The organism is Erythrobacter sp. S259, assembly GCF_057364965.1.
In genome coordinates, this window is record NZ_CP200286.1 from 1814167 (window position 1) to 1837494 (window position 23328).

General features: G+C 57.8%; 23 protein-coding genes and 1 pseudogene. 14 read left to right on the forward strand and 10 right to left on the reverse strand.

Annotation, left to right across the window (positions count from 1 at the left end; all coding sequences use genetic code 11):
• Nucleotides 1–23 precede the first annotated feature (23 nt).
• Both AC0V60_RS08765 and AC0V60_RS08770 read right to left on the reverse strand, forming a co-directional pair.
• Nucleotides 24–809, reverse strand: coding sequence for an esterase/lipase family protein (locus AC0V60_RS08765; protein WP_486178095.1), 786 nt, complete (start codon nucleotides 807–809; stop codon nucleotides 24–26).
• Between the two features lie 85 nt (nucleotides 810–894).
• Complete coding sequence (locus AC0V60_RS08770; protein WP_486178096.1) at nucleotides 895–1449, reverse strand: DUF3617 domain-containing protein; 555 nt, start codon at nucleotides 1447–1449, stop codon at nucleotides 895–897.
• An 86-nt stretch (nucleotides 1450–1535) separates the two neighbouring features.
• Between AC0V60_RS08770 and uvrB the strand changes: the two genes are divergently transcribed.
• From uvrB to AC0V60_RS08795, 5 genes are all read left to right on the forward strand, one after another.
• Nucleotides 1536–3731, forward strand: a complete 2196-nt coding sequence (gene uvrB, locus AC0V60_RS08775; RefSeq protein ID WP_486178097.1) for an excinuclease ABC subunit UvrB — start codon at nucleotides 1536–1538, stop codon at nucleotides 3729–3731.
• 55 nt (nucleotides 3732–3786) lie between these two features.
• Entirely contained in the window at nucleotides 3787–4218 is a 432-nt protein-coding gene (locus tag AC0V60_RS08780) for a DUF4357 domain-containing protein (RefSeq protein WP_486178098.1), read from the forward strand.
• Entirely contained in the window at nucleotides 4215–4580 is a 366-nt protein-coding gene (locus AC0V60_RS08785; protein WP_486178099.1) for a type II toxin-antitoxin system RelE/ParE family toxin, read from the forward strand. Before AC0V60_RS08780 ends, AC0V60_RS08785 begins: the two co-directional genes overlap by 4 nt.
• Nucleotides 4561–4845, forward strand: a complete 285-nt coding sequence (locus tag AC0V60_RS08790; protein ID WP_486178100.1) for an addiction module antidote protein — start codon at nucleotides 4561–4563, stop codon at nucleotides 4843–4845. Before AC0V60_RS08785 ends, AC0V60_RS08790 begins: the two co-directional genes overlap by 20 nt.
• Nucleotides 4846–4945: 100 nt before the next feature.
• A complete protein-coding gene (locus AC0V60_RS08795; RefSeq protein ID WP_486178101.1) occupies nucleotides 4946–5476 on the forward strand; it encodes a hypothetical protein in 531 nt (176 codons plus the stop codon).
• Here AC0V60_RS08795 and AC0V60_RS08800 read toward each other — a convergent pair.
• A complete protein-coding gene (locus AC0V60_RS08800; RefSeq protein ID WP_486178102.1) occupies nucleotides 5473–7650 on the reverse strand; it encodes a protein-disulfide reductase DsbD family protein in 2178 nt (725 codons plus the stop codon). The genes AC0V60_RS08795 and AC0V60_RS08800 overlap by 4 nt on opposite strands.
• 98 nt (nucleotides 7651–7748) lie before the next feature.
• Between AC0V60_RS08800 and AC0V60_RS08805 the strand changes: the two genes are divergently transcribed.
• Nucleotides 7749–8978, forward strand: a complete 1230-nt coding sequence (locus AC0V60_RS08805) for an FAD-dependent monooxygenase (RefSeq protein WP_486178103.1) — start codon at nucleotides 7749–7751, stop codon at nucleotides 8976–8978.
• Here AC0V60_RS08805 and AC0V60_RS08810 read toward each other — a convergent pair.
• The 3 genes from AC0V60_RS08810 to hemC form a co-directional block, all read right to left on the reverse strand.
• Nucleotides 8975–9925, reverse strand: coding sequence for a hypothetical protein (locus AC0V60_RS08810; RefSeq protein ID WP_486178104.1), 951 nt, complete (start codon nucleotides 9923–9925; stop codon nucleotides 8975–8977). The two genes, AC0V60_RS08805 and AC0V60_RS08810, sit on opposite strands and share 4 nt — an antisense overlap.
• A 73-nt stretch (nucleotides 9926–9998) precedes the next feature.
• Complete coding sequence (locus AC0V60_RS08815) at nucleotides 9999–10676, reverse strand: uroporphyrinogen-III synthase (protein WP_486178105.1); 678 nt, start codon at nucleotides 10674–10676, stop codon at nucleotides 9999–10001.
• A gap of 9 nt (nucleotides 10677–10685) precedes the next feature.
• A complete protein-coding gene (hemC, locus tag AC0V60_RS08820; RefSeq protein ID WP_486179471.1) occupies nucleotides 10686–11597 on the reverse strand; it encodes a hydroxymethylbilane synthase in 912 nt (303 codons plus the stop codon).
• Nucleotides 11598–11684: 87 nt separating this feature from the next.
• Here hemC and tsaD point away from each other — a divergent pair, with 87 nt between their 5' ends.
• The 8 genes and pseudogenes from tsaD to AC0V60_RS08860 all read left to right on the forward strand — a co-directional run bounded on the left by tsaD (nucleotide 11685) and on the right by AC0V60_RS08860 (nucleotide 20372).
• A complete protein-coding gene (gene tsaD, locus AC0V60_RS08825; protein ID WP_486178106.1) occupies nucleotides 11685–12752 on the forward strand; it encodes a tRNA (adenosine(37)-N6)-threonylcarbamoyltransferase complex transferase subunit TsaD in 1068 nt (355 codons plus the stop codon).
• The gene (locus AC0V60_RS08830; RefSeq protein ID WP_486178107.1) at nucleotides 12749–13774 is read left to right on the forward strand and encodes an NAD(P)H-dependent glycerol-3-phosphate dehydrogenase; all 1026 of its coding nucleotides are present in this window, start codon (nucleotides 12749–12751) and stop codon (nucleotides 13772–13774) included. Before tsaD ends, AC0V60_RS08830 begins: the two co-directional genes overlap by 4 nt.
• 71 nt (nucleotides 13775–13845) lie before the next feature.
• Nucleotides 13846–15336 (forward strand): lipopolysaccharide biosynthesis protein, encoded by a 1491-nt coding sequence (locus tag AC0V60_RS08835; RefSeq protein WP_486179472.1) that lies wholly within the window; start codon nucleotides 13846–13848, stop codon nucleotides 15334–15336.
• A 238-nt stretch (nucleotides 15337–15574) separates the two neighbouring features.
• Entirely contained in the window at nucleotides 15575–17362 is a 1788-nt protein-coding gene (locus AC0V60_RS08840; RefSeq protein WP_486178108.1) for a vWA domain-containing protein, read from the forward strand.
• Between the two features lie 216 nt (nucleotides 17363–17578).
• Nucleotides 17579–18154: a hypothetical protein gene (locus tag AC0V60_RS08845; protein WP_486178109.1), complete on the forward strand. Its 576-nt coding sequence runs from the start codon at nucleotides 17579–17581 to the stop codon at nucleotides 18152–18154.
• An 88-nt stretch (nucleotides 18155–18242) separates the two neighbouring features.
• Entirely contained in the window at nucleotides 18243–18593 is a 351-nt protein-coding gene (locus AC0V60_RS08850; RefSeq protein WP_486178110.1) for a response regulator, read from the forward strand.
• A gap of 125 nt (nucleotides 18594–18718) precedes the next feature.
• On the forward strand, nucleotides 18719–19366 hold the full coding sequence (maiA, locus tag AC0V60_RS08855) for a maleylacetoacetate isomerase (RefSeq protein WP_486178111.1): 648 nt from the start codon (nucleotides 18719–18721) through the stop codon (nucleotides 19364–19366).
• Nucleotides 19363–20372 (forward strand): annotated as a pseudogene (locus tag AC0V60_RS08860) (fumarylacetoacetate hydrolase family protein). Before maiA ends, AC0V60_RS08860 begins: the two are co-directional and overlap by 4 nt.
• On the opposite strand, the gene AC0V60_RS08865 reads toward AC0V60_RS08860, so the two are convergent.
• The 4 genes from AC0V60_RS08865 to AC0V60_RS08880 form a co-directional block, all read right to left on the reverse strand.
• A complete protein-coding gene (locus tag AC0V60_RS08865) occupies nucleotides 20369–20842 on the reverse strand; it encodes a prolyl-tRNA synthetase associated domain-containing protein (protein WP_486178112.1) in 474 nt (157 codons plus the stop codon). The pseudogene AC0V60_RS08860 and the gene AC0V60_RS08865 sit on opposite strands and share 4 nt — an antisense overlap.
• Before the next feature lie 34 nt (nucleotides 20843–20876).
• Nucleotides 20877–21233, reverse strand: coding sequence for a cupin domain-containing protein (locus AC0V60_RS08870; RefSeq protein ID WP_486178113.1), 357 nt, complete (start codon nucleotides 21231–21233; stop codon nucleotides 20877–20879).
• Nucleotides 21233–22339: an S-(hydroxymethyl)glutathione dehydrogenase/class III alcohol dehydrogenase gene (locus AC0V60_RS08875; protein WP_486178114.1), complete on the reverse strand. Its 1107-nt coding sequence runs from the start codon at nucleotides 22337–22339 to the stop codon at nucleotides 21233–21235. Before AC0V60_RS08875 ends, AC0V60_RS08870 begins: the two co-directional genes overlap by 1 nt.
• A 64-nt stretch (nucleotides 22340–22403) precedes the next feature.
• Nucleotides 22404–23066, reverse strand: a complete 663-nt coding sequence (locus AC0V60_RS08880) for an alternative oxidase (RefSeq protein WP_486178115.1) — start codon at nucleotides 23064–23066, stop codon at nucleotides 22404–22406.
• Nucleotides 23067–23328 lie beyond the last annotated feature (262 nt).

Below are 23328 nucleotides of genomic sequence, written 5' to 3' on the forward strand. Positions count from 1 at the left end.
TGCAAACACAGAACAATCCGGGCTTAATCCTGACAAACCCGGTCGAGCTCGCTTAGAACCGCCAAAATGGCATTGGGATCATAGGTGAAACCGGAATGCGTGCAGCGCAGCGCGATTGCCCTGTCCCTTTCTCCCGGCTTGCCAGCCGCACTGCGGGGCCCGATTGCGCCATCGTTCGGGCTCCAAAAGGCGACCGTTTCAACCGATGGTTTTTGCGATATGTCGGTGTCTATGCCCGGCTCATCCACGCTTTCCCCGGTAATCACCGAATAAAGTCGCCAGATGTTGTTGCTGCGCCGCGAGCCTGAGAAGGGTGAGCCCATCGTGATGACTTTGCTGATCAATTCCGGGCGAGATTTTGCCAGCTCACGCGCATAAAGCCCGCCAAGGCTCCACCCGACAAGCGCGGCAGGGCCGCCGCTCGCTTGGCATATCTCTGTCAGCCGTTCTTCAAGGCCTTGAAGGGTTGCCTCCGCAACGCCCCAATTGCGCCCTTGCCCCCAATCTTTCACGCTATGACCTGACTCTTCCAGCCGCTCTGCCATATACTGCATTCGCGATGGTCCATGACCAAAGCCGGGAAAAAGGATCACCGTTTGGGGACGGGTTGCCTTCGGCACCTCAAACTTACGAACCAATCGGCGTGCAGGCTCGATCAGCAAGTCTGCCTCGCCCATGAATTTGAAAAGGCTAGGCTTTCCCTTTTCTTCCTCAGCATAATTTCCCGATGCCAGCTGAATGCGCCGCGCAAGTTCGGTTTCGTTGAGAGCCGCTTTGGAGGAAGCGAGGAAATGTTCGATTTTGGACATGGGAGGATTGTTATACACACCAACCTGCCAAAGAAAAAGCGGCCAGGTTTCCCTGGCCGCTCTTCAAATGCGCCATACTGAAGCGCTACTCAGTGCATTCACCGATACGCTCCTGTGTCACCTTCATCTCCATCTTGCCCTCACCAATACCAAAATTGCCTTCGCTGATCATGGTCATTTCGGAGCCTGTCGGAGTGACCTTGCCCTTAGCTGCTACAGAGACTTCGCCAGTGCCAGCTGGATTGCAGGTCATCGCCATATCCATATCGCCGCCGTCGATCGTCAATTTGGAGATGGTGCAGCTGTCATCCTGACCCTGCTTCATGGACTCGCCATAGCCCTGCTCAGCCATTTCATCAGTCATGCAGAACTCAAAATTCTGGCCGCTTGCGTTTTGCATCATTTCCATCATCTGAGGCGGTGCATTAGGGATATCGAGGCTCACAAATTCCATTGTCGCCCTATACTGACCCGGTTCTGGCTTGATCTCAGCGCCAAGATTATTGGCAAGCTCCGCGGCCTCTTGCTGCGTCACTTCGCCATCACCGTCAGCATCGGCATCCACTGCCTCACTTCCGCAAGCTGCAAGCGCAAGCGATGATGCGAGCACCAGAGCTGCTGATATTGTCGAATAGTTCATTCATGTTCCCCTCATTGCATGAAAAGTGACGCTAAACCGGAGTGAGCCGCTTCACAACAGGCTTGTGATGTACCATATCTGTTCGCATGAGCGAGCTAGTCATCAGACGCGGGCTGGAAGAGCCTGAAACCGGCGACGATTTCACGCCCCACCGCCCGGCGCGGCCCGAAAAGTCAATGCCGGGAAAACCCTTCAAGCTGGTGTCGGATTATGAGCCTGCCGGCGACCAGCCCACCGCAATTGCAGAACTCGTTGCAGGCACCCGTGAGGGCGAGCAAACACAGACGCTTTTGGGTGTGACAGGCTCGGGTAAGACCTTTACCATGGCTTCCGTCATCCAGGAAGTGCAGCGCCCTGCCCTGATCTTGGCACCTAACAAAATCCTCGCCGCGCAATTGTACGGCGAGATGAAAAGCTTTTTCCCGGAAAACGCAGTCGAATATTTCGTCAGCTATTATGATTATTACCAGCCCGAAGCCTACGTCCCGCGCTCCGACACGTATATTGAAAAGGAATCGAGCGTAAATGAGGCGATAGACCGCATGCGTCACGCCGCCACGCGGGCTCTGCTGGAACGCGACGATGTGATCATCGTGGCATCGGTTTCGTGCCTTTACGGCATCGGTTCGGTTGAAACCTATTCGGCGATGATTTTTGATATCAAGAAGGACCAGACCGTCGATCAGCGGGAGCTCATCCGCAAGCTCGTGGCCCTTCAATATAAGCGCAACGACGCCGCCTTCACGCGTGGGTGTTTCCGGGTGCGCGGTGACAATCTGGAACTCTTCCCCTCGCACTATGAAGACATGGCGTGGCGCATCAGCTTCTTTGGCGATGACATTGAAGAGATTGCGGAATTTGATCCGCTGACCGGCAAAACCGGCGCCAAATTGGACCGCGTGCGGGTCTATGCAAATTCGCACTATGTAACGCCGGGTCCGACCATGAAACAGGCCGCCGAGGCTATCAAATTTGAACTAGCAGAGCGGCTCAAGGAATTGGAAGCCGAAGGGCAACTCCTAGAGCATCAACGTCTTGAGCAGCGCACCCATTTCGACCTTGAGATGATCGCAGCGACGGGAAGCTGTGCAGGGATTGAGAATTATTCACGGTTCTTGACCGGCCGCCTGCCGGGTGAACCGCCCCCCACCCTGTTTGAATATCTGCCCGAAAACGCGCTTTTGTTCGTTGATGAAAGCCACCAGACCGTACCTCAAATCGGAGCCATGTCGAAGGGGGATCACCGCCGCAAAATCACTTTGGCAGAGCACGGCTTCCGCTTGCCCAGTTGCATCGACAACCGCCCGCTTCGCTTCAACGAATGGGACGCGATGCGCCCACAAACCTTCTGCGTTTCCGCCACTCCCGGTCCATGGGAGATGGAGCAGACGGGCGGTGTGTTCGCAGAGCAGGTCATCCGCCCCACCGGCCTGATCGACCCGCCCGTCGAAATCCGACCGGTCGAAGATCAGGTTCAGGATTGCATTCAAGAATGCCTTGCGACCGCCAAGAAGGGCTACCGCACGCTGGTCACCACGCTGACCAAGCGCATGGCCGAGGACCTCACCGAATTCATGCACGAGGCGGGCGTGAAGGTCCGCTATATGCACTCCGACGTAGAGACGCTGGAGCGGATCGAGCTGATCCGTGACCTTCGCATGGGGGTCTATGATGTGCTCATAGGCATCAACTTGCTGCGCGAGGGTTTGGACATTCCCGAATGCGGTTTGGTCGCGATTTTAGACGCGGACAAAGAGGGCTTCCTGCGTTCAGAGACTTCGCTCGTCCAAACCATTGGCCGCGCGGCGCGCAATGTCGATGGCCGGGTGATCCTTTATGCTGACCGCATCACCGGAAGCATGGAGCGCGCGATGGCCGAAACCGACCGCCGGCGCGAAAAGCAAAAGGCTTACAACGAAGAGCACGGCATCACCCCCACCACAATCAAGCGCGACATCGCCGACATCGTGGCGCACACCGCCTCTCAAGATGGTGTGACAGTCGACCTTGAGGACAACGAGACCAACAACCTCGTCGGCCACAATTTGCGCGCTTACATCGAAGACCTAGAAAAACGCATGCGCGATGCGGCGGCTAACCTCGAGTTCGAGGAAGCGGGCCGATTGCGCGATGAGATACGGCGGCTGGAGAATGACGAGCTGGGCTTGCCTGATGAGCAGAAGAAAGCGCCTCGCGTGGGCCGCAGTAACGAGGGCAAGCCGGGGACGAGGAAGACGCGGTATGGCAAGACACGGGCTAAGCGGATGGGCGGGAAGCCGTGAGCACTATTGACGAACTACACTAATTTCACTATTTATTCGTTCATTGGAGAGTTTGATGAACGTCGAAATAGATTTCGAAGTATTTAAGGCACTGACGGCGCAGCTCGAGAATGAGCAGGACACGTACAACGAGGTGATTCGGCGATTGCTGAGTCTTCCTGCAACCCAGGTGACTCCACTTCCAGGTGAAGTCGACGTGCCTGGACTCCCTGACAGCTTTCAGGGCTTGGCGGGCAAAGTTGGAGGTGTCTGGTTTTCTGACGTTTTCTTTCCTGATCAGACGCTTTTTCGAGCGACCTACAAGGGTCGTACCTACCGTGGCAGAATTCAGAACTCCCAATGGTTAGACGAAATAGGACAAATTAGAACGAGCCCTTCCGACGCGGCTGGAGCCGTAACTGGCACAAACGTAAATGGCTGGCGGTTTTGGTTCGCTCGGCGACCATCAGACGAAGATTGGCACCGATTGGACACTTTCAAGAAATGACCCGCCGCATTGACAAATCCGCTAGTGTCCCCTACAAGAGACAAGCATTCCAACTGGAGGAAACCGTCATTTTCTCCGACTGGCTTGGCTCCTTAAAGGATCGCCGGGCGATGGCGCGGATTGTTGATCGATTGAAGCGTGCATCAAACGGCAATTTTGGAGATCACAAATCCGTCAAGGGTGGGGTCTTTGAAATGCGGATCGATGTGGGGCCAGGCTACCGGGTTTACTACTTCCAGCGTGGAAAGCAGCTTGTCATTCTGCTGTGTGGAGGCGACAAGCGCACTCAGACAGCCGATATCGCCAAGGCGAAGCGGCTCAAGGCGGAGATTGAAGGCGCTGATGGAGACAAAACCGTTTGACCCGTCGAGTTACCTCGATACCCAAGAGGACATCCTCCATTTTCTTGAGGCCGCGATGGAAGGCAATGATCCAAAACACATTTTGAGCGCTTTGGGCGATGTTGCGCGTTCAAAAGGCATGAGCGAAATTGCCCAGAAGTCAGGATTGGGCCGGCAGGCTCTGTATCGCGCTCTGTCGGAGGATGGGAACCCGACTCTCGAAACTCTACTGAGCGTGCTGGACAGCCTCGGCCTTCAGCTCTCAGTGCAACCGCGCGCTGCCTAGATGCATGAATAGTCGGCTGCCAGCCTTTGGCCTTTGTACCCCACTCTTCGCCCCTTTGCTTTTGGCGGCCGCCTGCAAGCCGCCGCCAACGGACGCGGATATGCTGCGCGATATGCCTGAGGCTGCGCCTACGTTTGCGTCCTCACCGCTGCCTTCGCCGGATACAGAGGGCGCGCAATGGGCCGCCTCGACGCGGAACGAAAGCCGCATTATCTACGGCGTGCCGGGTGAGCCTGCCCTCCTTGCACTTGAGTGCATTGATGAGGCCGCCCCGCTCATCGAAGTCAGCCGCTTTGCGCCCGCTGACGAAGGGGCTGGAGCATTGCTTGCCTTTGTGGGCAACGGCCATATCGGGCGCATTGCGGTGGATGCGAGCGAAATGGGCGACACCTTTATCTGGCAAGGTCGCAGTGAGGCGCTGGATGATGTGTGGGAGCCGCTTGCGGGCCCCCGCGAGCTCACCTCAACTGTACCGGGTGCAGGCATGGTGACCTTAAACCCCAGCGCTTTGCCGGGACTACTTATAAAAGCATGCCGCTTAGGCATCACGATTGACGAGGCTGCTCTTGCTGAAGCAGAGCCCGGAGAGACTGAAGAACCAGAAGAGGAAGCCTCACCGCTCCAGCGCTAACGATTTCGTTGAGCCCGCTCGCTCAGCATTTCAGGAGTGAGCACTTGCGGCAATTTCTCAGGCTCATCCGCGCCCGGCTCATACCACAGGTAAAGCGGCACGCCTGCTGCGCCTTGCTCGGTCAGGAATTGCGTGATCTCCTCATCGCGCACCGTCCAATCGCCCACAATGGTTATCACGCCCACCCGTTCGAAGGCTTTTGCCGTCGCCTCACGCTCAATCGCGACGCTTTCGTTGACCTTGCAGGTGACGCACCAGTCGGCGGTGAACCATACGAACACCGGCTGTCCGCTCTCGCGCGCGCTGGCCAAAGCCTCACGGCTGAAAGCATCGGGTAAAAGGAGGGACTGTGAGAGGTCGCGGACAGGCGGGGAATAGGCATAGGGAAGCGCGAATGATCCGAAAATAAGGAAGGGTGCCACAACCAGTCCAAATGCGGGCCACGCCATTTTCCCTGCTCGCTGAAGCCGCCCAACGATGAAAAGCGCAAGCAAAATGCCGATCAGCATGACTAGCGCCGACAGCCCAAATCCGCGCCCGCCCAATTGCACCGTCAGCCAGATGAGAGCGACCGCGGTGAGCGCCATGGGAAATGCCATCGCCCGGCGGAACGTGTCCATCCATGCGCCCGGCTTGGGCAACATTTGACGAAGCGAGGGCAAGAACCCGATAGCAAGAAACGGCAACGCCAACCCAAGGCCAAGCATTGCGAAGAGAAGCAGCGCCAGAGGCGTTGGCAAGAGAAGCGCTGCACCCAAGGCGGCCGCCATAAAGGGCCCGGTGCACGGCGTTGCAGCCACCGCGGCGAGCAGCCCCGTCCCAAAGGCGCTGCGCCCTTGGCTATTGCCCGTGTCCACACTGGGAAACTCAAAAATCCCCGCAAAGTTCAGAGTGATGACTGTCGCCAGCACCAGAAGCGCAATCACAACGCTCGGAGATTGCAATTGGAACGCCCAGCCCACTTGCTCGCCCGCAGCCCGAAGCGCGAGCATAATTCCGCCCAGCGCCACACAGGCGATCACCACGCCTGCGGTGTAGGCGATGCCCTCTGACCGGGCTTCCGCCTCGCTTCCACCAGCGCGCGCCAAGCTCAGCGCCTTGAGGCTGAGTATAGGGAAGACGCAAGGCATGATGTTGAGGATGAGGCCGCCAAAGAAGGCTCCGAGAATAAGCGACCATAGCGGCGGGGTGAGCCCTTCCGCGCTGTTCATCGTGACGATGGGGTCGCCGCCCAGCGCAACGTCCCCAGCCTCCGCCGCAAAGCGAACGCCGGTTTGGCCGCCAAACGAAAGAAGCCCCTCGATCTTTGCAGCTTCCCCTGTTCCAAATTCGCTGAGCGGAATTTCCACCACCAAGCGGTCGCCGTCGCGCCAGAAGCTTTGGAAAGCAGCGTAATCCACCAATTGCGTGTTCGCGACGAACACAAATGGATCGGCAAGTTCAACGCTTTCCGGGAGCGGAATGCCAAGGCGCAAGCTATCGCCATCAATCGCAAAGCTGGCCTCCGCATTGAGCATTGGCGCGACCTTGGCGCGCCAACGCGGAAAGTCTCCGCCCAAAACACCGGCCTGCCCTGCGCTCAATACAGCGCCCTGCGGCACACAAATCTCGTCGGTGCAAGCAAGGTATTCGACTATGCCTGTGACCTCCGGAATACCTTCGAGCACCGCATCAGCAGGCACCTCAACGGGCACCAACACCGCATATTCACCCTCGTAGATGTGGTTCATCAGCTCTGCGATCAAAAGCCGCTTGGGCACCGGATAGAGCGCCTCTCCCGCTTCCCACCCATCAGGCAGGTCGAGCGACAATTGCATGCCCAGCCCTGCATCACCGGGGTTTGCCCAATAGCCATGCCATTCCGGCGCGCTTGGAGTGAACTTCAGCGCGAGCATCCATGTCTCGCCCGCTTGTGGTGCGCCATCCGCAAACAGATCGGCCGAAATGCGATCGTCGCCTGTGAACTCGATCCTTTGGAGTGCGCGTTCCCGGTCACTTTCGCGGTCAATTTCGGGGTCACTCTGGCCGCTGGTGGGACTATTCGCGCGGGCATCCCTCACTTGCGCCCATCCAATGTGCGGGAACGCCAAAAGCGCCGCAAGGGCCAGCAAAAGCGCAGCGGCCCACGCCCGGTATAATGCGCCAGGCACAAAAGGAGATGCAGCGATTGTCACGTGTCTGGGCTTGCCTCAAATGGGTTGGTGGACCACTAAAAACCCTAACGCACTAATTGGTCTTCGCAAGGCCCACTTGAAGAGTTAGAGGGGTTATCATGAGCACATCAGCCGAAAATCAATCGCGTGACCTCCTCATTCTGGGTGGCGGCCTTGTTGGCATGGCGCTCGCATTGGCGGCTGCAAAACAGGGCATTTCGAGCCATGTTGTCGACCGCGCAGACCCGGCGGATCTGACCAAAGAAGGCTTTGATGACCGCGCCACCGCGATTTCAACCGCGAGCTGGCACCTGTTCGAAAACATCGGGATCGCGGATTATCTTGAACCCTTCGCTTGCGACATTGCCAGCATTGCGGTGACCGATCAGAACAAGCCGGGCCGTCTCGACTTTACGCCAGAGCCGCATGAGGGCACGCTGGGGCGCATGTTCCCCAACAGGCGTTTGCGGCTGGCCTTGTTTGAAGCCGCAGCCGCAGAACCGCTGATCAATTGGGCTTCTAAGGCAGATATTGTAGATCGCGAGCGCAGCGAATTTGGTGTTGCCGCTGTTCTGGCAGACGGCCGCAAGCTAAAAGGCCGCTTGATGATTGCAGCCGAGGGCCGCCAGTCCCCCACCCGCGATGAGGCAGGCATCACGCTTGCCAAATGGGATTACAAACACCGCGCGATTATCGCCGGGCTCACCCACTCGAAACCGCACGGCAATGTCGCCTGGGAGATTTTCTATCCCGCTGGGCCTTTTGCGCTTTTGCCGATGAAGGATGACGCGGACGGCACTCACCGTTCCAGCCTTGTTTGGACGGTCTCAGAACAAGACGGCAAAGGCGTCGCCAAGTTGAGCGACCGCGCTTTCATCGCTGAGGTGCAAAAGCGCATGGGCGATATTCTGGGCGAAGTGACCAGCGTAGGCGCGCGCTCAGCCTATCCGCTGGGTTTCCACCACACGGCCAAAATTACAGATGAACGCCTCGCTTTGATTGGTGATGCAGCGCACGGCATTCACCCAATCGCAGGACAGGGCCTCAATCTGGGCCTGCGCGATGTGGGTGCCTTGGTGCAAGTGCTGGTCGAAGGCGCCCGGATCGGGCTGGACCCGGGCGATCCGGAGTTGCTCAAACGCTATGAAACCTGGCGCGGGCTAGACAGCTTTATGGTGGCGCTGGCCACCGATGGCCTCACCCGCCTGTTCGGAGTGCCCACAGGCGCGGCCAGTGCGGTTCGCCGTCTGGGCATGGCAGCGGTTCAGCGCACGCCTTTATTGAAGACGTTCTTTATGGACGAAGCCCGCGGCGTTTCGGGCGATTTGCCTGAACTTTTGAAGGCCTAGTTGTCGCCGTCAAGCGGACTTGGCTGAGTGACGACATTGCCTGCACCATCGCGAAGCCCGCTTTGATCAAGAACAGCTGCAGTTTCAATCACTTCCAACGCCTCCATCGCGGCTTTCAAACGCTCGGCATCGGCAATCCAAGCCTCTGCTTGCGCGGCCCCCGGCATGCCTTTGATCTCATCAATGGCGTTTTGATAGCGGCTCTGTTCGAGCGCAATTCGTGCACGTTCAAGGCGCAATTGGGGCTGCGGAGAAGGCGTGCTTTCACGGCGCACCACGAACAATTCGCCAATCTCACGCTGGATCCGGGCCCAGCTTATACTCTCTTCCTGACTTACCAATTGAGGGCCAAGTCCATCAAGCCGCGCGGTCAGATTATCCACCCGCAAAGGGTCGCGCGAAAAGCTGATGATCGTGGCCACTGCATTGGGCCATTGGTCCGAAAAGCGAAGGCGCAATTGGTCCGCCAGATAGCCGAGCTCTGCCCCGCGTTCGACCGCACGCCGGGTGGCAAAAGCGATTAGCAGACCCTCGGCGCGCGCAGCGTTTCCAGCCGCTGCCTGGGCCTGAAGATCGAGCCGTGCAAGCCGCTGTTCCGCCGCAGCAAGGCGAGAATCGATGCCGCCTTGTTGATCAACGACGCCGCGCACGACGTCTGCTGCGCCCTCAGCATCTCCATCCTCAAGCGCAGCGGCGGCCTCTGCCAAAGGCGTTGGCGCAGCGCTAGCCGATCCGGTTGGACTGGGCAAAGTGTCACCTTCAATGGGCGCTGCTGCTGGTAATTCAGGCGTGGTGTCTGCGGCTGCGATAACCGCCTCATCTGGCTGCAGATTGTACCAGACCACATAGCCAACAAGCGCGCCGCCAATACCAAATAAGGCAAGCGCGGCGACGAGAAAACGGCCCGTTGAGGCAGTTCTTTTTCGGCTCCCGAATTTTGAGTCCATATCGGATTACCCCTGTCAGCCCGTTCTTTCGTTTGCTTCGGAAAAAGCCAAAAGCAATGCGGGTTCGTTACATCTATATGGCCTGTGCGCGCGCCAATTCCAACATGGCAGCGTCATTTGGTGCTTCACAAACGTGGATATCCGCCCAGCCCCTGCCCGCGGCAGACGCCACTCGCGGCCCAATTGCAACGAGCGATATACGTCCCCGGTGAAGCGCCATACGCCGCGCCTCGCTATCAAATTGGCGCGCGGCTGCCGCTGAATGGAGGAGAACGGTGAGCCCCAATTCTTGGAGAGCGCGCAAAGGTTCGGGAAGTTCCAGCGGGACCGCTTCATACACGGTGCGTGTATCGACGGTGACCCCTTGCGGAGCCTCAAGCGGGACATGTTCAGCTCCGGCAAGCCGTAGAAGCCGGGTCCCGGCGGCCACCGTTTGGAGTACATTTTGCAAGCCGCCGCTTCCAACAGAGGCAATGGCGAACCCAGCGTCTTTTGCGGCCTCAGCGGTGGCATTGCCAACCGCATGGACGGGTTTGTTGGTAAGCCGGCTGAGCGCCTCGCCTCCAAGCCGGAACGCATTCGCGCTCCCAATCAAGAGAGCGTCAACACTGGCGGGATCGGGGCATTCCCAAGGAACAGCGCGCATCTCAAACAGCGGATATCCCACTGCATTCAAACCCATTTCCTCGGCAGCGTGAAGCGTTGCGGCAAGGCCTGGTTCTGGCCGAACGACAAGGATCATCCCGCCCATCAATGCGCCTCAGGCTGGCCCGCCAAAATGCTCAGCAATCGCCGGGGTCGCGCGGTCCAGAAGGTCTCTTGCAAGCGCCTTTACCGGAGCCCTATCCAGCGCACCGAACACGGCCTCACCCTCGACCCGTTCGGTTCCGTCAGGGCTGAATAGCACCGCGCGCATGGCGAGGCCTTCACCGCCGGGCTGGCACAGAACCGCGATAGGCGAGTGGCACGTTCCGCCAAGCTCAGCCAAAAGCGCGCGTTCCGCTTCTAGCTCAGCGCAGGTGGCGCGGTCATCAATGGATGCGAGCACAGCTTTGGTCGCCTCATCATCAGCCCGGCACTCCAAGACAATCGCGCCTTGAGCGGCTGCTGGCACCCATTCGTCAACGTCCAATGGCGAACCAACGGCGCTCTCACCCAAACGCTCAAGACCTGCAGCTGCAAGAAACGTCACATCCGCCTCGCCCGCCTCGAGCTTGCCGAGCCTTGTTGCGACATTGCCGCGAAAGGTCACAACCTTGCAATCAGGGCGCAGGTTCAAAAGCTGCGAGGCCCGGCGCGGGGCAGATGTTCCCACAATAGCGCCTTGGGGAATATTGGCGATGCTTTTGGCTCCTACCAGACAATCCCGGCGATCGGCGCGGGGCAGGACGGCCCCAAATTCAAACACATCCGGGCGGATCGTCTCCACATCCTTTGCTGAATGCACCGAGACATCAATGCGTCCCTCGGCAAGCCAAACGTCGAGCTCTTTGGTCCACAGCGCCTTGCCGCCGATTTCAGCCAGCGGCCGGTCGAGCACTTTGTCACCGCTCGCCAAAACGGGCACAAGCTCAACCTGCGCCTCATCCCAGCCGTGCGCGGCGCACAGTCGCTCCCGCGTTTCAAAAGCCTGCGCCATAGCAAGCGGCGAATTGCGCGTTCCAAGGCGCAGTTTCACCGCCGTCTCAGTGTCCTGTGTCACCAATCAAGTCTCCCCTCGCGCTTGCTCTAGCGGGCACAAGGACTAGATGGAAGCGTGATGGGATCAAAACCACACATTGAACCGCAAATTGTCTTGGGCATTGAATCGAGCTGCGATGAGACCGCGGTGGCGCTCGTCACGTCTGATCGGCGTATCATAGCAGAGCGGATTGCGAGCCAGGAAGAAGAGCATGCGCCCTATGGCGGCGTGGTGCCTGAAATCGCCGCGCGCGCTCATGCAGAGCGATTGGCGCCGATGCTTGAAGGCGTCTTGGCCGATGCAGATATGTCTTTGGCCAGCGTGGATGCGATTGCCGCGACCGCTGGACCGGGTCTGATCGGCGGCGTCATGGTGGGCCTTGTTAGCGGGAAAGCGCTGGCGATGGCTTCGGGCAAGCCTTTGATCGCAGTGAACCATTTGGAGGGCCATGCGCTTTCGCCTCGGCTTGCTGATGAGAGCCTAGGGTTTCCTTACCTTTTGCTGCTTGTGTCCGGCGGGCATTGCCAGATTTTAAGCGTTGAAGGCGCGGGGCAATACCGCCGCCTTGCCACAACTATCGACGATGCTTTGGGAGAGGCTTTCGACAAAACCGCCAAGATATTGAGACTGGGTTATCCGGGCGGCCCTGCGGTAGAAAAACTGGCGTTTGAAGGTGATCCAAAGGCAGTTCCTCTGCCCCGGCCTCTCAAAGGATCGAAAGAACCACACTTTTCATTCGCTGGGCTTAAGAGCGCAGTTCTGCGAGCATTCGAAAGCGGCAAATACGAACCCGCTGGCCTTGCCGCGAGCTTCCAGCAGGCCGCCGTTGATTGCCTGATTGACCGGTTGGAGAGGTCGCTTAGCGCAGCAGGCCCTCACCCAGCCCTTGTCGTTGCAGGCGGTGTAGCCGCCAACCAAACGATCCGCAGCGCTTTGGAGGCGCTGGCAAGCCGCCATGCGATGCAATTCGTCGCGCCGCCGCTCAAGCTGTGCACTGACAATGCGGCGATGATCGCTTGGGCGGGATGCGAGCGGCTTATTACCGACCCAGAATTTGCAGGCGATCCGCTGGACCTCAAAGCCCGGCCCCGCTGGCCGCTTGATCCGGATGCGGAGGCCGTGCGCGGCGCGGGGGTGAAAGGATGAACGCTAACCAAACGATAGGCGTAATCGGAGCAGGCGCGTGGGGAACAGCCCTTGCCCAAATGCTCAGCAGCGATGGGCGGGACGTGCTCTTGTGGGCTTTCGAGCCCGAAGTTGTCGAGGCAGTCAACGAAGACCACCGCAATCCGCAATATTTGCCCAGCGCGACACTATCACCCACCATCCGCGCGACCGGCGACCTTCGTGACTTCGCCGAGATCGACATTGTTCTCGCCGTAACTCCCGCTCAGGCTTTGGGCCATGTGCTCCAAGGGCTGCCAAAGCCGCCACGTGACCTTGTCCTTTGCTCCAAGGGCATTGAGGCAGGCACGGGAAGGCTCATGAACGATGTGGCGCGGGCCGCATCACCCAAAAGCATCATCGCTGTCTTATCCGGTCCGACCTTTGCGCACGAAGTGGCAAACGGCCTGCCAACCGCAGTGACCCTCGCCTGTGAAGGTGGACGCGGCCAATGGGAGCGCGTGGCACCTGCAATCGCGAGGAGAGCCTTTCGCCCGTACTATTCGGACGATGTCACAGGCGCTGAAATAGGCGGTTCGATCAAGAATGTGCTCGCCATTGCCTGCGGCGTTGTTGACGGGCTTGGTCTTGGCCAGAACGCACGGGCCTCGCTGATTTCTCGCGGATTTGCCGAAATGCTGCGGTTTGGAGAGGCTCTGGGTGCGCGAGGCGAAACGCTTTCGGGGCTTTGCGGGCTTGGGGATTTGGTGCTGACTTGCTCCTCGACCTCAAGCCGCAATTTCTCGCTGGGCAAGGCATTGGGCGAAGGGAAAACCGCCAGACAGCTCTTGGCCGATCGCACAACGGTAGCCGAAGGCGCTCACACCGCACCGGTGCTCGGACAACTTGCTCTAGACCGCCAAATCGCAATGCCTATCGTTACCGCTGTCAACGCTATCCTCGAAGGCGAAGCACCGCGCGATGTTGTCTCTCAGCTTCTCGCACGGCCGCTGACCGCGGAACAGGCCAGTAGTCAGGCCAGCGATCAGGCAGATATCGGTTGAGCACCTCGCCGCCTCCCCCGGTTGATGTACCCCCGCCCGGCGGCCTACCGCCCGACAAAGGCGGCGACGATATGGCGACGCTTGCCAAAGGCGGCCGGACCAACACGCTCGGCTTCATCCTGCGCTTGCTCGGCGGGCTACCGTTTCTATTCGTAGGCTTCCGCTTTTACGGCGTTGAGGAGATGGGCAAGTTCGCCGCCGCCTTTGTGGTGATCGAGATATTCGCGCTCGTGTGCGCTCTCGGCGAAAAGCGCGGGCTCGCACAGCGGCTGACTGATGGGATCGAGAGCCACGAGGGGACCGCTGCAAACCTCGTGTTTGATGCGATGCTCGTATCGCTCATGTTCTCAGGCCTCGCGTGTCTTTTGATGATTGCCTTCCCGGTGATCATCTTCCCAAGCGGTACGGGCAGCCAGTTTGACATGTGGATGATCGCTGCAATCCCAGCATTTGCACTCACCGAAATATTGCTCGCAGCGCAGGCTTACAAGTACGATATCGCAACGACTGTCCGGGCGCGTGCATTGGTGGAACCGTGGACCAAATCACTGCTTGTGGCAGGTCTCTTTTATGTGCCAGCGCTCGCGGCAGGCGGCATCGCGCTGGCGTTTCTCGCAGCGACCTACGCCGCTTTCTTCACTGCGCTCTATTCTTTCGTCAAGACTTACGGCCTTCCCAAAGGATGGCGCCCTCGCCCGCGCTACCTGCTTAAGATGACCTCGCGCGCGGTGCCGCTTATCGGCGCCGACGTAATCGAACGCAGTACGCGCCTTCTTGACGTCTTCCTTTTGGGCCAGTTCACCTCAGCTGGCACAGTTGGCATTTACTGGTTCGCCAAGGAAGTCGTGAGCCTGCCGCAGAAACTAAAAACCAGTTTTGAACCGATCCTCGCACCCGTCATCACCAAGAACCTCAAGACCGGCAATATGGCAGCCATCGCCTCGCAAGTGCGCCAAGTCGGTTTTTGGATCATCGCGCTTCAGTTCGGCATTGCCCTCACCCTCGCCATTCCTGGCGAAGCGGTGATGGGGCTCGGCGGGCCTGAAATTGTGGGCGGGACGGGCGCTTTGGCGATCTTGCTTGCCGCCGAAGTGATCGCGTCGATGGCGGTCGTTTCAGAAAGCGTGCTGGTATACATCGCAAGAAAGCGCAATCTCGCGATTTCTGTGGGCGTGATCACCTTGCAAGCCGTACTCACAGTCGTGTTTATTCGGTTGGTTCAGCATTGGGGTTATCCTGAAGGTTTCCAAGCGGCCGGGGCTGCCGCCGCATTGTTTGTGGCACTGAGCGCGGCGAGTTTGGTGAAGTCGATGGTGCTAAAAACGCTTCTGAAAGCCCCGATCTCGAACTGGCGCTGGGCTTTGGTCTGGGCAGCTGGCCCAGCGGTTCTTGTAGGGTATTTCTTTACTGAGTTTACGCCTGAATGGGTGGAAATCGTTTTCGGCGGCCCTGCCATTTTTGCCGCCTATTTCTGGGTAATCTGGAAGTGGGGTTTCGATGAGTCAGACAAGGTCCTCTTCCGCAAAAATGTTGTACCCGCTGAAGCGCCGACAACTCTATAAAGCGTTTAAAATTCGGGTTCTACGAAGGGCAGCCGGACCAATATTAACGGTGCAATTCAGCGCGGCTCATACACAGTTCATCTTTGAAATGAGACCTATTCGCGCCGGGGCTAACAGAGGTTTGATGCCTCTGGGAGCCGGCCGAATGCTGATAGGAGATGTGCAAGGCAAGCTGCGTTTGCAGCGCACATATGGCATTCACGGCGCTGCTCCAGTGGATGTAATGGAGGACTGAAGCATGCCATTTAAAACAATCGCAAACCAAAATTCGCAAGACAGCTTTCGGAGCCGGAAAACCGCAATTTTTGGCGGCGTCATCCTTGCGCCTGCGCTGTTGCTCGCAGGGTGCAGTTCGGGAACGAGCGATGTGGCAAGCACAGGCACGTCACCAACCGATGTAGCGATTGCACCTCCGCCGCCACCACCTCCTCCGCCGCCTCCACCTGCAACGGCAGAAGCAGATCAGTCGATTGTGGTTTCAGGGTCACAGGTTCGCCCGAGCGGCTTGGAATCGGCATCGCCTGTTGCGTCTGTTTCTGCTGAAGCGTTGAACCGCACAGGCGCAAAACGGCACCAGATTTATGCACCACCAGTCATCGTACCGGCCGATCCGGGCCGCGAACAGTATGATGGCGAAGAAGTGTCTCCGGTGAAACTCACTAATGCAGAGCCTGTGAGCACCTTTAGCGTCGATGTTGATACGGGCGCATATGCCAATACGCGGCGTTTCTTACGGCAAGGCGCCATGCCGCCGCGCGACAGCGTGCGCACCGAGGAAATGATCAATTATTTCCGCTATGACTATGATAAGCCGAGCGGCAAGAGCACGCCCTTCACCACCAATATCGACGTCGCCAAAACACCTTGGAATGACGATACCTATCTGATGCGTGTCGGCCTTCGTGGGTATGATATCACGCGCGATGAACGCCCTGCGTCAAACCTGGTGTTCCTGATGGATGTTTCGGGTTCCATGGGCCGCCCTGATAAACTCCCGCTCGTCAAAACTGCGCTCTCTGGCCTTGCCGGGGAACTGGGCGAGAACGACAAGGTCTCTATCGTCGTGTATGCTGGCGCTGCTGGCCTTGTGTTGGAGCCCACGAACAAAACCGCACAAATCCGGCGCGCTTTGAACCAGCTTAATGCAGGCGGCTCAACCGCTGGCGGGGCGGGAATTGAACTTGCCTATAACATCGCCGAAGACAACTTCATCAAAGGCGGTGTCAACCGCGTAATCTTGGCCACCGATGGCGATTTTAACGTCGGCATCTCTGACCGCGATGCGCTTGTCGAGATGGTCGAGAAGAACCGCGACCGGGGGATCACCCTCACCACATTGGGCTTTGGTACAGGCAATTACAACGAAGCCTTGATGGAGCAGATCGCAAATCACGGGAATGGCAATTACGCCTATATCGACAGCGCCTTGGAAGCGAAGAAGGTGCTTGGCGATGAGATGTCATCGACGCTCTTCACCATCGCTAAGGACGTCAAAATCCAGGTTGAGTTCAACCCAGCGGCGATAAGCCAATACCGCCTTGTCGGTTACGAAAACCGCGCGCTTCGCGAGGAAGACTTTGACAATGACGCGGTCGATGCAGGCGATATTGGTGCAGGTCACCAGGTGACTGCGATCTACGAAGTGGTTCCCACAGGGACCAAAGGCTGGATCGCACCGCGCCGGTACGAAGATCAGCCAGCACGCGCGGCGACTGCCCGCATCTCAGAGGCAGCCCATGTGAAGCTGCGTTACAAACTGCCAGATGGCGACCGCTCGCGCCTGCTTGAAAATGTCGTGACGAGCGATGCTTTCACAAGCGCAAGGGCGCCGCGCGGCGACTTTGCCTTTGCAGCTGCGGTCGCGGCCTATGGTCAACTGCTTCGCGGCGATGACATGATGATGGGCTTTACCCATGAAGATGTCGGCACGCTTGCCGGGCAGCAGAACAATTTCTGGCGCCAGGAATTTCTCGAACTGAACGCGCTTGCAGGGTCAGTCAACGCGGCGCAGCGCGGCGGAGGCTGACACTCCGCGCGTATGCCTAGATTTTGGTCCTTACGGCCAAAATCGGCCAGCCTTCCCAAAGCTTACCCGCGGATAAGGCCGGCCGAACTGCGTTTGCCTCCCCTCTTCACCTCCTCCGCATATGCCCCGCCGCGTTTGGGCGAACGGGCTTTTGTGATCTGTGCCCTTGCTGCTAAGGGCCCGGTTGCAAGTCAAACCGTTTGAAAGATCCCCATAATGCCTGAGAACCTTCAGCAATTCGTCCCGCTTATCCTGCTTGCCATTGCGCTGCTTGTGGCGTTTTGGGTGTTGGTCAGAGCCTCGCGCAAAACAAAGATCGTCGGTAAACAGGAAGGCGATGTTCTAGACGAAGGTGCAGCCCCTGCAGCGCGCAATCAAGCCTTGATCGATTCTGCCCCTACGGCGGCATCACAAACCGGCGTGCCTCTTGAAAGCTCAGATGTGGAGCCTGCTGCGAAGACGGCGGCGCCCGCTGCTCCGACACCTGCTCCAACCCCAAGAGCAGGCTTAAGTCCAAGTCCAAGTCCAAGTCCAAGGCCTACCGCCAAAAACACAGATGATTTAAAACGGATTAAAGGCCTTGGCCCCAAGCTCGTCACTCTTCTTTCTGATCAAGGCATTACAAAATTTGAACAAATTGCCTCTTGGAGTGACGCCGACATTGAGCGGATTGATGCCACGTTAGGCAGGTTTGCGGGCCGCATTACGCGCGACAAATGGGTTGAGCAGGCAAAATTGCTGGCCGCCGATGATGAGGGTGAGTTTGTCAAAACCTTCGGAAATAACGGCTAATCTGTAGACTCCTCGATAATGGAATCTGTTTCTGGCTGAAACTGTGATACGCTCCCTTCCGGGATCAGAATCGGAGGAGGGGCGTGCTATGAGCCGCATAATTTTGATCGCCGAAGACGAGATGATCGTAGCCCATGATCTGTGTGAAACCGTTGAAGAAGCAGGATTTCACGTCGAGGGGCCCCATTCTGGAATTTCGTCGGCTATGCTCGCGTTTCAAAAAGAAAAGCCGCATGCCGCTATTCTGGATGTCGAACTGACTGACGGCAATGTCTTCTCTTTCGCGCGAACGCTGAGTGCCGAAAATGTGCCGGTGATCTTTCATTCAGGAAGCCTCACCCGCCAAGAGATCAAGGATAGATTTCCAGAGGCAATTGTGCGCATGAAACCGTGCCCTCCAACAGCTATGCTGGACGCAGTTTGTAAGGCTTTTGCTTGAAGCTTGTCGAAGGGGACGTTGTTGTCCCTCAACCGTTTTGGCCCTTGCCCCACCGGTTCACAGCTGCCAAAGCGCATCAAACAAGTTTCAATAGAAACTAAATGATCTTGAGTTGAGGGGTATTTGTGAAACTTCACGGCTATTTTCGCAGTTCCACGTCATATCGCCTGCGCATCGCGCTGGAGCTTAAGGGGCTGGCTTACGAGAATATCGGGGTAAACCTGCTGAAGTCTGAACAGAAGGAAGCAGGCTTTACCGATCGCAATCCCTTCGGCAGCGTGCCTCTGCTTGAGGCCAATGGCCGTGACCGTGCGCAATCAATGGCCATGATTGAATGGCTGGATGAAGCCTATCCCGAAAAGCCGCTTCTGCCTATTGATGTGGAGGACCGCTTCACCGCGCGCGAACTCGCCTATGCCATTGCGACCGAGTTGCATGCTCCGCTCAATTTGCCTGTGCTGAAATATCTGAAATCGAAATTTGGCCAGTCACAAGATGAGATCGACGTGTGGTATGGCCACTGGCTCGGGCGCACGTTGAAGCCGGTTGAAGAACGGCTCTCTCAATTGCAAACAGGCGATTTTCTGTTTGATAGACCGGGCCTATTTGAAACCGTATTGCTCCCTCAAGTCTATAACGCGCGCCGTTTTGGTTATGATTTTTCCTCTGCACCTCATACTGTGCAGATAGAGGCGGCGTGTCTGGCGCTCCCCGAGTTTCAACGGGCACACCCAGACAACCAGATCGACAATCCAGAAAGGCAAAATCCATGAAGCTTGCAACCCTCAACAACGGCACCCGCGACGGCAAGCTTGTGGTGGTTTCAAGAGATCTGACGCGCTGCTGCACGGCGGGGTATATCGCGCCCACGATGCAGGCAGCGCTCGATAATTGGGAACGCGTGCTGCCAGAGCTTGAATTGCTGGCGACCGATGTGGAACATGAGGCTGTACCGTGCGAGCGATTTCACGAGCGCCAAGCCCATTCGCCCCTCCCCCGCGCATATCAATGGGCTGATGGCAGCGCCTATATCAATCATGTCGAACTTGTCCGCAAAGCGCGCGGCGCTGATGTTCCGGAGAGCTTTTACCACGATCCGCTGATGTATCAGGGGGGTCAGACAGCTTCCTGCCTCCGCGCGCCGACATCCCATTGGGCGACACCGCATGGGGCTGCGATATGGAGGGCGAGATTGCGGTTGTCGTCGATGATGTGCCGATGGGTGTCTCGGTGGAAAACGCGGCGGATCACATCAAGCTCATCATGCTGGTCAATGATGTGTCCTTGCGCGGCCTTATCCCGGGTGAACTAGCGAAGGGATTTGGCTTTTTCCAGTCCAAACCCTCAAGCACGTTCAGCCCCGTTGCGGTCACGCCTGATGAGTTGGGCGATGCGTGGAAGGACAGCCTCATCCACTTGCCGCTTATGGTGGACTATAAAGGTGAGGCGTTTGGCCGCGCAGAGGTCGGCGTTGATGCGACCTTCAACATGGCGCAGTTGGTGGCCCATGCCGCTAAGACGCGGCCGCTTTGCGCAGGCTCAATCATTGGGTCAGGTACAATTTCGAACAAGGGCAGCGATGGCGGTCCCGGAAAGCCCGTTGCCGAAGGCGGCCTTGGCTACTCGTGCATTGCTGAAATCCGCATGATTGAGACGATCGCCGATGGCGAGGCGAAAACGCCGTTCATGGCTCCCGGCGACACGGTGAAGATCGAAATGCGCGATGCGGAGAACCACTCAATCTTTGGCGCGATTGAGCAGACAGTGGTGCAAGGCTAAAGCTTGGGCAGATCGGCCGTATGAGGCTCATGCCCCCAATGGCGAGCCAGCTTCAAAATATCGGTGCCCGCAAGAGTGACTGTCGCAGTGTTGCGTAAGGGGTGAACGCCGACCGGTTCCCCCACCGCAAGCGCTTCGTCGAGCACCAATGCGATCGCTCCGGGCTTTGCGTTGATCATCGCAAGCGGCGTTACAGAACCGGGGGAGACGCCGATCAGCTCTTCCATCGCTTCTGGCTTGCCAAAGCTCAGGCGGCGGCGATTCAGGAGCGGGTGAACGCGCTTGAGGTCAATCCGCGCCTCGGCTGGCACGGTGAGGAGGAAATAGGCTCCGCCAGCATCCTTCAAGAACAGGTTCTTGGTATGCAGACACGCCATATCGGTCTTGACTGTCCGGCTCTCCTCGACGGTGAACACCGCCAGATGGTCAAACACTTGATAAGCAACCCCAAGCTCATCAAGATCAGCCATAAGCCCCGCCTCGCCGCGCCTCGGATAAGACATGCTAGACCTCGACAGGTTTGTAAGCGGTCGCCTCGTCGCCTGTATTGGGCGTGCCGTCTGCGTCCATTATCAAGAGCTTCACCTCACCCTTGCGCGCGCAGGGACGGTGCTCGGTCCCCTTGGGCACCACGATCAAATCGCCTGCCGCCATCGTTTCGGTCCGGTCCCGAAACTCCATATCAAGCTCGCCTTCGACCACCAAGAACAGCTCGTCCGTGTCAGGATGGGAGTGCCAGTGAAATTCGCCCTCCACCTTAGCAAGGCGCACTTCATTGCCGTTGTAATGCGCGGCGAGACGCGGCGCCCATTGCTCGCCGAATAGAGCAAACTTGTCGGAAAGAGTGACCTTAGTCGCCACTAAAACACGACCACACTTCGGATGCTCTCACCTGCATGCATCAGGTCAAAGCCCTTGTTGATCTCCTCAAGGCTCAGGCGGTGAGTGATCATCGGATCAATTTCAATCTTGCCGTTCATATAAAGGTCAACGATGTCAGGCACATCGGTCCGGCCCTTTGCTCCGCCAAAGGCTGTCCCGCGCCAATTGCGGCCCGTCACCAGCTGAAAGGGCCGCGTGGAAATCTCTTTGCCAGCTTCGGCAACGCCAATGATGATCGAAGTGCCCCACCCCTTGTGACAGCATTCCAAAGCGTCGCGCATGACGTCGGTTTTGCCGGTGCAATCGAAGGAATAATCCGCGCCGCCATCGAGCATCTCAACAAGGTGCGCGACCACTTCGGTGGTCTCTTTGGGGTTTACAAAGTCGGTCATGCCGAACTTCTCTCCCCATTCGCGTTTGGAGGCGTTGATATCGACGCCCACGATGCGGTTCGCGCCTGCCATCTTCGCGCCTTGAATGACGTTAAGGCCAATCCCGCCAAGACCAAAGACAACGACATTGTCGCCCGGCTGTACGTTGGCGGTTTTCGTGACTGCCCCCACCCCTGTGGTGACCCCGCAGCCAACATAGCATGCGGTATCAAACGGCGCGTCCTCGCGGATTTTCGCAACCGCGATCTCTGGCAGAACAATGAAGTTCGAGAAGGTCGAGCACCCCATATAGTGGTAGATCGTCTGGCCCTTATAGCTCATCCGTGAGGTCCCATCGGGCATCACCCCCTGCCCTTGTGTCGCGCGAATTGCGCCGCACAAATTGGTCTTTCCCGAGAGGCAGAACTTACACTCCCCACATTCAGGGGTGTAAAGCGGTATCACATGGTCATCGGGCGCGACGGAGGTGACGCCGGGGCCTGTCTCGCGCACCACGCCGCAGCCTTCATGGCCCAGAACACTTGGAAAAATGCCTTCGCTGTCGAGCCCGTCCAGCGTGTAGGCATCGGTGTGGCAAATGCCCGTCGCCTTAAGCTCAACAAGAACCTCGCCCGCCTTCGGCCCCTCCAAATCAAGCTCAACGATTTCAAGCGGTTTCTTCGCTTCGAAAGCGACGGCGGCTCTGGTCTTCATTGCAATGTTCTCCTGCTGCCGGAGTATCCTGACAGCACGAGAGAATTTTGGTCAAGCCGCGATATCAGGCGCGCTTGGCGTCAATCGCTTCGACAAAGCCGTGGTTCACATCGCGGTGTTCTGCCTCATCGGCGCGCACCGCGATAATGACCTCGCGGAGGCGGGCGTCTTCGGGAAGCTGCCAATAGTCGATGGCTATTTGAGGCGCCGGTACGTTCTCGTGGCGGCCCGCATCAACCTCTGCGAGGTATCCTGTGTAGCTGATCACCGCTTCCTCTTCGAAATAGGCGACCACACGGTGCGCCGTGCGAGGGGCAAACAGGTAGAGGAAGAAATAGAAGTTGTAGAACACCATTTGAGTGACTGCGATCACCATACGCTCAAACCAACTGGGCCGGGCAATCTCGATAAAGGTCATGAGGTGCATCCGCTCATTTTCCGCCTCGTCGAGCAGAGTGCGGATCCAGCCCTCATCATCGCGCATATAGCGTAGCGCTTTTAAATGTAGCCAAAGCCCGCCGACCATTCCGGGAACAGCCGCAACAGTTTCTAGCACAACCGCGCGGTGGCCATAACGCTTGGCAAAGAAGGTATCGGCAAAAAATCTTAAAAGCTTCACGAAAGCAAATGCGATCTTGTCACTAAGGGTCTGAGGCGCGACATGACTGTCTATCTCTGCGTCGTAATTGACTTGACGCACTAGCGGGCGCGGATCGACATTTTGCATAGCGGTTCCTCACGGTTAGGCGCACAGCATGCGGGCGAATGGTGGGTGCGCGGGTCTGCCTTACTAGTGATGAATATGGGTTTTTCTGGTCCCTATTTCTCTCAGAACGCACGCAATAGATGTTCGGTTCCGCGCAACCCTGAGCCCAAAGCGCGCGTCAAACACTGCAAAATCCGCATACCTGCGTTTTTTCGCAGTTCTTTGATGAAGCCCTGCACAAAGATTGAATTGCGCGCTCCATCTGCTATTTGGTTTCCATTGA